Source organism: Paenibacillus forsythiae T98 (assembly GCF_000520735.1).
Classification (GTDB): domain Bacteria; phylum Bacillota; class Bacilli; order Paenibacillales; family Paenibacillaceae; genus Paenibacillus_AQ; species Paenibacillus_AQ forsythiae.
Genome location: NZ_ASSC01000373.1, coordinates 22,290 through 29,414, shown reverse-complemented (window position 1 = coordinate 29,414; position 7,125 = coordinate 22,290). Strand labels below are relative to the sequence as shown.

Here is a 7,125-nt window from a genome sequence, read left to right as displayed (position 1 = left end):
CAGGCTCGCACCCGCAATAATTCTTGGGAGGCTCGGGAATGCAATATTCCTTGGGAGGCTCAGGCGCCGGCGGCAAGGGAGCTGCTTCTTGTGCAGGAACCGAAATCTGTACGAACAGGCTCTGTGTCTCGGTATGAACAGTTTCTTGAACCGGAGGAGCTGGCGCAGGGATCGGAGCAGGCTCTGGAACAGGTGCAGGAGCAGGAACAACAGGGGCGGTTTCTTTCGCTTTCTCAATAGGCCCTGTATAGGCCTTTCCACCGGGAGTGGTTTTGTCTGATACTGATGTCGTCGCATGTTCCTGCTGAATCGGTTGTGCCGGTTGTACGGGTTGTGCCGGATGGGCTGAAGGAACGGTCGCTTTCTTGGGAATATTGACGATATCCCCTATTTTAAGCACATCGGGATTCTTCAACTGAGGATTCGCTCCAATAATATCCTTGAGCTGAATCCCCCAGGCTTTGGACAATTTCCATAGAGTGTCTCCCTGCTTGACCGTATGCTTGTGGTACAGCTCGCCGCCGTCCGGCACAGGAACGGGGACAGAAGGGATTTTTACCTTGTCTCCGATAGCCAGAACATCGGGGTTCGCAATTTGCGGATTGGCTTCGATCACTTTATCCAGCGGCACCCCATATTTTTTCGACAATTCATAGAGTGTATCGCCTTGCTTGACAATGTGTATTTTCACGCAGATTTACCCTCCTAACGTTTTGTGGAGCAATGCTGTTTGAAATATAAGAATGTATAAGCTTCGCGCTTATCCACAGCCTTATATTTCTACGAGAAACGATGCCGCTCTTAAGCGGACGGCAGATCCGTTTCTTCTGACGCAGTGATTTGCGGTAGAGCCGCCTCCTTCGTTACTACATCTTATGCAGCCCATGGGCGATTGACATCCCCGAAGCAAAAAAAATCCTTTCATGCGGCATGAAAGCATGCGCATCAAAGGATTGATCGTTTCTATTCAATAAATCAGGACTGCCACACCTTATAGCCGTCTTTGTCTACAATACTCCGGAACTCCTCCAGCAGCCTCAGCGTGATCGGGCCGGCATGACCTTCGCCGATAATCCGTCCGTCGATTTCGCGTGCCGCGATAACCTCCGCCGCCGTACCTGTGAAGAACACCTCATCCGCAATATAAATATCATGCATCGTGAATGGCTCTTCCTTAAGCTTGATGCCAAGCTTCTCGCACAGCTCGATAATGGCAAAACGCGTAATGCCTTCGAGAGCGCCAAGGTAGCATGGCGGCGTGTAGACAACACCCTTTTTAATGATAAAAATATTGTCGCCCGAGCCTTCCGTTACGTATCCCTGAGCGTTCAGCATAATCGCCTCATCGGCTTCCGCCAGGTTGGACTGGATTTTGACCAGGATGTTGTTCAGATAGTTGAGCGATTTGATCTTCGGATTCAGCGCATCCGGAATGTTGCGGCGCTGGGACACGGAAACGGCGCGAAGGCCGTTCAGATATGCTTCTTCGGGATAGATAGCCAGCTGCTCTACTATAATAATGACGCTGGCTTTGGGGCATCTGCGGGGGTCAAGTCCGAGGTTGCCCGGGCCGCGGGAAACGATAAGACGGATATAGCCGTCGCGCATATCGTTGCGCCGGATCGTCTCCGCCATCGCTTCCAGCATTTCGTCATAAGTCAGCGGGATGTCGAGCATAATAGATTTGGCCGAATCATACAGCCTGTCCAAATGCTCCTTGCATTTAAAAATATTGCCATTATAGATCCGAATTCCTTCAAAAATCCCGTCTCCGTACAGAAAGCCGTGGTCAAAAACGGATACCATGGCCTTGTCCTTTGTTACATATTGTCCATCAAGATAAATCAACTGCTCAGACATGAGCTTACTGCACCTCCGCTTTCTCTTCCTCATAGGTGTATGTGGGATACGAGCCCAGAATCCGGACCTGGCAGCCCAAAGCTTTGATTTCCTCAATAGCGGCAGGCAGGAGGACCGATTCCATCGGTTCGAGCACATCGATATAAAAATAATAGGTACCCAGCTTCTTCTTCGTTGGCCGCGATTCAATCCGCGATAAATTCAGCTTTCGCCAGGAGAAAGCCGCAAGAACCTGATGGAGCGCGCCCGGAAAATCCTCCGGCAGAGTAACCAGCACGCTGGTCTTGCTGCCTGTGCTTACACGGGGAATATCCAGCTTCTCGGGTCCCGCCAGCACAAAGCGCGTAAAATTGTTGTGGTGATCGGTAATTTTGCCAGCGATAATATCCAGTCCGTAAGTCTTCGCCCCAAGCTCAATGCCGATTGCGGCCCAGCCCTTGCCGGGGTTGTTCTTGACGATTTCAACCGCTTCCGAGGTGCTTCCCACCGTCTCCAGCTCGGCGGTCGGAGCATGACTGCGGATAAAATTACCGCACTGGGCCATGGCAACCGGATGGGAGAGAATCTTAACGATGCGCGAGTAATCGACTCCGCCCTTGCCGTCCGTAAATTCACCGGGGTTTGCGATCAGGTTCTGTACAGAAGGATAGATCCATTCGGCCTGCATCGGCAGGTCCACTTGATGAATAAGCCAGTCCATGTGCAGGCTGACCGAGCCTTCAATCGTATTCTCGACCGGAATGACGCTATAATCGGTCTCTCCTTTGGCCGTGGCCAGAAACACATCGGAAATAAACTTGTAGAACACCGGCCGGCAAGGCTCCCCTTTCATCAGATACAGCAAAGCTTCATGAGAGGTCGTTCCCTGCGGCAGCACCGCTATTGATTTCATGGCCGTACTTCTCCTTTTATCATATCCAAAAATGATTGATTTTGCATCCCATTTTCGTTGACAGTCTCTGCAAGCGCACCCGCAGGGCAGGGCAGAAGCCAGCGGGTACGCGCTTCAATGCCATATTTACGCATGGTGTCCGTCAGAAAGGCTTCCAGTTCGCTCTTCCGGGGCTCCCGCCGGTCCACAAACGCTATCAGCGTCGGTCCGGCGCCGCTAAGGGCGATGCCAAGCGCTCCATGCTTCGTCGCTTCGGCCAGCACCTCCTCCATGCCGGGAACGAGCGGAGCCCGGTACGGCTGATGCAGGCGGTCCCGCATCGCTGCGCCGATCAAATCCAGACGTCCGCAGGCCAGCGCTCCGGTCAGGAGCGAAGAGCGGCTGACATTGTATACGGCATCGGCGACGGTGACGCTGGACGGAAGCGCCTCCCGAGCTTTGGACGTGGCCAATTCAAATTCGGGAATCGCGACAAGGACCTCCAGATCCTCCGGCGGCTCGATGCGAATGACATCCGCATGGCTGCCGTCCCAGACGGCGGCGATGATTCCTCCAAGCAGGGAAGCGCCGACGTTGTCAGGATGCTTCTCCAGGGAAGTCGCCATATCAAAGATCTTGTCATTCCCCAAAGGGGAACCAATAAGCGCATTGGCCGCAACCATGCCGCCGATAATGGCCGAAGCGCTGCTGCCGAGTCCGCGTGTCAGCGGGATTTCGGAATACATCGAGATTTCAAGCTCAGGGACGGATACGCCCGCCTCGTCGAACACCATCTGCGCCACCTTGTAAATCAGGTTGCTCTTGTCCCGGGCCACATCCTTCATCTCATCGCCGTACAAGTGGAAGACGGTCTGCTCCGCTTCGCCCATTTCGATCCAGGCGTACAGCGTGAGCGCCATGCCGAGCGTATCGAAGCCCGGACCCAGATTGGCGGTACTGGCGGGTATTTTTACTCTAACCTTCCTGCTGCTACTCATGCGCGCACCACCCTTTTGTCTGCGGCAAAGCCTTTTAACAAAATGGAATATTGCTCTCTATTATCCTGCAGTATGGAATATTTCACAACCCATGGTCTCCTTTAAAAATAATGGCCTTCTCTCCGGTTGGCATCAGCCCTCGACACGGTAATGGCTCTTAACGCGGCGGATGACATCAAGCTCCTCGAAACGGCGGAGAACCTTGTTCATGCTGGATTTGCTGGCATCATGCGTAACAATAATGATCTCGGCAGCCGGATTGTTCGGATTAGCCTGCTGCACAACGGAATCGAGGCTGACGTCGCATTCGGCAAACACCTGGGTAATTTTGGCCAGAACCCCCGCTTTATCGTCCACATGGAGCAGCAGGAAGTTCTTGAAATAAATATCGTCGTCGCTCTTCAGCTTCTTATTCTTGTAGGGAACGATCTGTTTCAGTCCGTTGACGCCCAGCTTCAGGTTCTTGATCACCGCCACCAGGTCGGCCACAACCGAGGTCGCCGTCGGCATTTCGCCTGCTCCCGCTCCGTAGAACATCGTTTCCCCGACTGCTTCGCCATAGACGTAGACCGCATTGAATACTCCGTTAACGGAGGCGATCGGATGGCTCGCCTTGATCATGGTAGGCTGAACACTGATGCTGAATTCATCATTCTGGCTCTCGGCAATGCCGAGCAGCTTCATTTCGTATCCCAGACGCTTCGCAAACAAAATATCCTCTTTGCTGATGCTGGAAATTCCGCTTACGCTCACGTCCCGCAGTTCAACGTTGGTGCGGAAGCCCAGCGTTCCGAGAATCGACATTTTGCGAGCCGCGTCAAGTCCTTCCACATCCGAGGTCGGATCAGCTTCGGCATAGCCGAGCTCCTGCGCCTCCTTCAGCACATCGTCGTACGAAGCGCCTTCCTGGCTCATCTTGGTCAGGATATAGTTGGTTGTCCCGTTGACAATCCCCATGATTTTGACGATCCGGTCGGAAGAGAAGCCCTCGATCAATGTCCGGATAATCGGGATGCCTCCCGCCACGCTGGCTTCATAAAACACATCGCATTGTTTTTCCTGCGCTTTTTCCAAAATTTCATTGCCGTACAGAGCCATAAGATCCTTGTTGGCGGTAACGATATGCTTGCCCCGCTCCAGAGCCTCCAGAATATACTGTCTTGTTGCGTCGACTCCGCCCATAACCTCGACAATAACATCGATTTCCGGGTCGCGGATAACTTCCCAAGGATCGGTGGTCAGCTTCGCCGGATCAATTTCAATCGACCGGGGCTTATCACAGTTCTTGACGGCAATCCGTTCAATATGTATCGGCGAACCGACTTGACTGCTCAAATCCTCCTGGTTCCCCTGCACGATGCGCACTACGCCCGTACCGACCGTTCCCAGTCCGAGCAATCCAACTTTCACCGGTTTCATTTGAATCTAAATCCCCCTTAACGTATATTCCCTTCTAACCTTGCCCTACAATCAAAGCGCGCTTGACGCCGGCCATCCCCTTCAGGCTGTCCAGCATGTCTCCCAGTTCATCGTTAATGTGAGTAATCTCAATGGAAAGGACAACGTTCGCCCACCCTTGCAGCGGAATGCTCTGATGAATGGTCAGCACGTTGGCTCCATGCCCCGCTACAGTTCCGAGCACCTTAGACAGCATGCCCGACTCGTGCTCAAGGTCCATCGAGATCGTTACGATGCGTTCCCTTTCGAGCTGGTGGATCAGATGAATGCCGTCTTTATATTTGTAAAAAGCGCTTCGGCTCAGCCCCACCTGTTCCACGCCCTCATGAACCGTCTTGGCATCGCCGGCTTCCAGCAGCTGCTTGACCTGCATCGTCTTCAATACCGCTTCGGGCAAAATGTCTTCACGAACCAAATAATAACGTTCTTTCACAAACGTCCTCTCCTCAAAGACTTTTGTTTTTACATAGTGGACATTATAAAATGATTCAGAAAGAATTGCAATACTTTTCACAAAACCGTTGAGATCCTTGCCGCCTTTTTAAAAAACAAAAAAACGCCGTCACAGTCCTCCTTGTTGCGGAAAACCATGCCAGCGCTTGCTTTGGGCGGCTATTCATATATTCAATAGTAGCTGCTATTCTCGACAAACTCGAATTCAAAATCGGCGATCCGGACAATGGTGCCTTCCACCGCTCCGCGTCTGCGCAGCTCCTCATCCACGCCCATATGCCGCAGCGTCCGCGCCAGCTTCATTATCGCATCATGCGAATTGAGCTGCATGCGTTTGAGCATCCGCTCAATCTTCGGACTGCTGACGACAAAGGCCTCGTTATCACGGGTGATGGTAAACGAGTCGTCTTCCGTCTTCTTGAGCTTGTATACTTTATGTTCGCCGCTCTCTGCCACTTCCTCCACGGCAGGAGCCTGCGGAATGGCATCGAGCAGATCGGCGGCGCGGTAGAGCAGCTCTTGAACGCCCTTGCGGGTCAGCGAGGAGATGGGCAGGATCTCCAGATCGGGCCGCAGACTGCCGGCTTGCTCCCGGAATGAAGCCAGATTCGCTTCCGCTTCCTCCATATCCATCTTGTTGGCCGCCACAATCTGCGGACGGTCGGCAAGGCCCGTGTTGTACTGCTTCAGTTCCTCGTTGATCTTCACCCAGTCTTCGAACGGATCGCGGCCTTCGGAGCCGGCCATGTCAACCACGTGAATAATGATGCGCGTGCGTTCAACGTGACGCAGAAACTCATGCCCCAGCCCGACGCCCTCATGGGCGCCCTCGATCAATCCGGGGAGGTCGGCCATGACAAAGCTGCGGCCGTCCCCTACATCGACCACACCGAGATTCGGCGTAATGGTAGTAAAGTGGTAGGCTCCGATCTTCGGTTTCGCAGCCGAAACGACAGACAGCAAAGTGGATTTGCCTACGCTCGGAAAGCCAACAAGGCCAACGTCCGCCATAACCTTAAGCTCTAGCACAACGTAGCGCTCCTGGCCCTCCTCCCCGTTCTCCGCAAGCTCGGGAGCAGGGTTGTTCGGCGTCGCGAACCGGATATTGCCCCGGCCGCCCCGGCCGCCTCTGGCCACGATCACTTCCTGTCCGTTACGTGTCATATCCGCGATGATCTCGCCGGTGTCATCGTCAATCAGCACGGTTCCCGGCGGAATACGGACGATCATATCGTCGGCTCCCGCGCCGTGCTGGCTCTTGTTGCGTCCCTTTTCCCCGCGCTGGGCTTTGAAATGCCGCTGGTACCGGAAATCCATCAGGGTACGCAGCCCTTCGTCCACACGGAAAATGACGTCGCCGCCCTTGCCGCCGTCACCGCCGGCAGGACCGCCCTCCGGCACGTATTTCTCGCGGCGGAACGCCACCAGACCGTCGCCGCCGTCGCCGCCTTTTACAAATATTTTCGCTTTATCTACAAACATGGA

At 53.9% G+C, this 7,125-nt stretch carries 7 protein-coding genes; all 7 read right to left on the bottom strand.

The genetic code is table 11. The annotated features are described in order from the left end of the window. A partial coding sequence (locus L692_RS32680) for a LysM peptidoglycan-binding domain-containing protein (RefSeq protein ID WP_025700204.1) occupies window positions 1-691 on the bottom strand: 691 nt, incomplete at its 3' end. Window positions 692-975: 284 nt separating this feature from the next. After that, a complete protein-coding gene (gene ilvE, locus L692_RS0112160) occupies window positions 976-1,860 on the bottom strand; it encodes a branched-chain-amino-acid transaminase (protein ID WP_025700202.1) in 885 nt (294 codons plus the stop codon). Window positions 1,861-1,864: 4 nt separating this feature from the next. Beyond that, window positions 1,865-2,752, bottom strand: coding sequence for a prephenate dehydratase (gene pheA / locus L692_RS0112155; RefSeq protein ID WP_025700200.1), 888 nt, complete (start codon window positions 2,750-2,752; stop codon window positions 1,865-1,867). After that, the gene (gene thrB, locus L692_RS0112150) at window positions 2,749-3,729 is read right to left on the bottom strand and encodes a homoserine kinase (RefSeq protein WP_025700198.1); all 981 of its coding nucleotides are present in this window, start codon (window positions 3,727-3,729) and stop codon (window positions 2,749-2,751) included. Before thrB ends, pheA begins: the two co-directional genes overlap by 4 nt. A gap of 132 nt (window positions 3,730-3,861) precedes the next feature. After that, on the bottom strand, window positions 3,862-5,148 hold the full coding sequence (locus tag L692_RS0112140) for a homoserine dehydrogenase (RefSeq protein WP_025700196.1): 1,287 nt from the start codon (window positions 5,146-5,148) through the stop codon (window positions 3,862-3,864). A 34-nt stretch (window positions 5,149-5,182) separates the two neighbouring features. Further along, window positions 5,183-5,620 carry an ACT domain-containing protein gene (locus tag L692_RS0112135; protein WP_025700194.1) on the bottom strand — a complete coding sequence of 146 codons (438 nt, stop codon included), beginning with the start codon at window positions 5,618-5,620 and terminating at the stop codon, window positions 5,183-5,185. Between the two features lie 191 nt (window positions 5,621-5,811). Next, window positions 5,812-7,122: a GTPase ObgE gene (obgE, locus tag L692_RS0112130; RefSeq protein WP_025700193.1), complete on the bottom strand. Its 1,311-nt coding sequence runs from the start codon at window positions 7,120-7,122 to the stop codon at window positions 5,812-5,814. Window positions 7,123-7,125: the final 3 nt, after the last annotated feature.

Coding starts and splice junctions, on each gene's coding strand:
- pheA (WP_025700200.1), bottom strand. CDS start 2,752: ATGAAATCAATAGCGGTGCTGCCGCAGGGAACGACCTCTCATGAAGCT.
- thrB (WP_025700198.1), bottom strand. CDS start 3,729: ATGAGTAGCAGCAGGAAGGTTAGAGTAAAAATACCCGCCAGTACCGCC.
- obgE (WP_025700193.1), bottom strand. CDS start 7,122: ATGTTTGTAGATAAAGCGAAAATATTTGTAAAAGGCGGCGACGGCGGC.
- ilvE (WP_025700202.1), bottom strand. CDS start 1,860: ATGTCTGAGCAGTTGATTTATCTTGATGGACAATATGTAACAAAGGAC.
- L692_RS0112140 (WP_025700196.1), bottom strand. CDS start 5,148: ATGAAACCGGTGAAAGTTGGATTGCTCGGACTGGGAACGGTCGGTACG.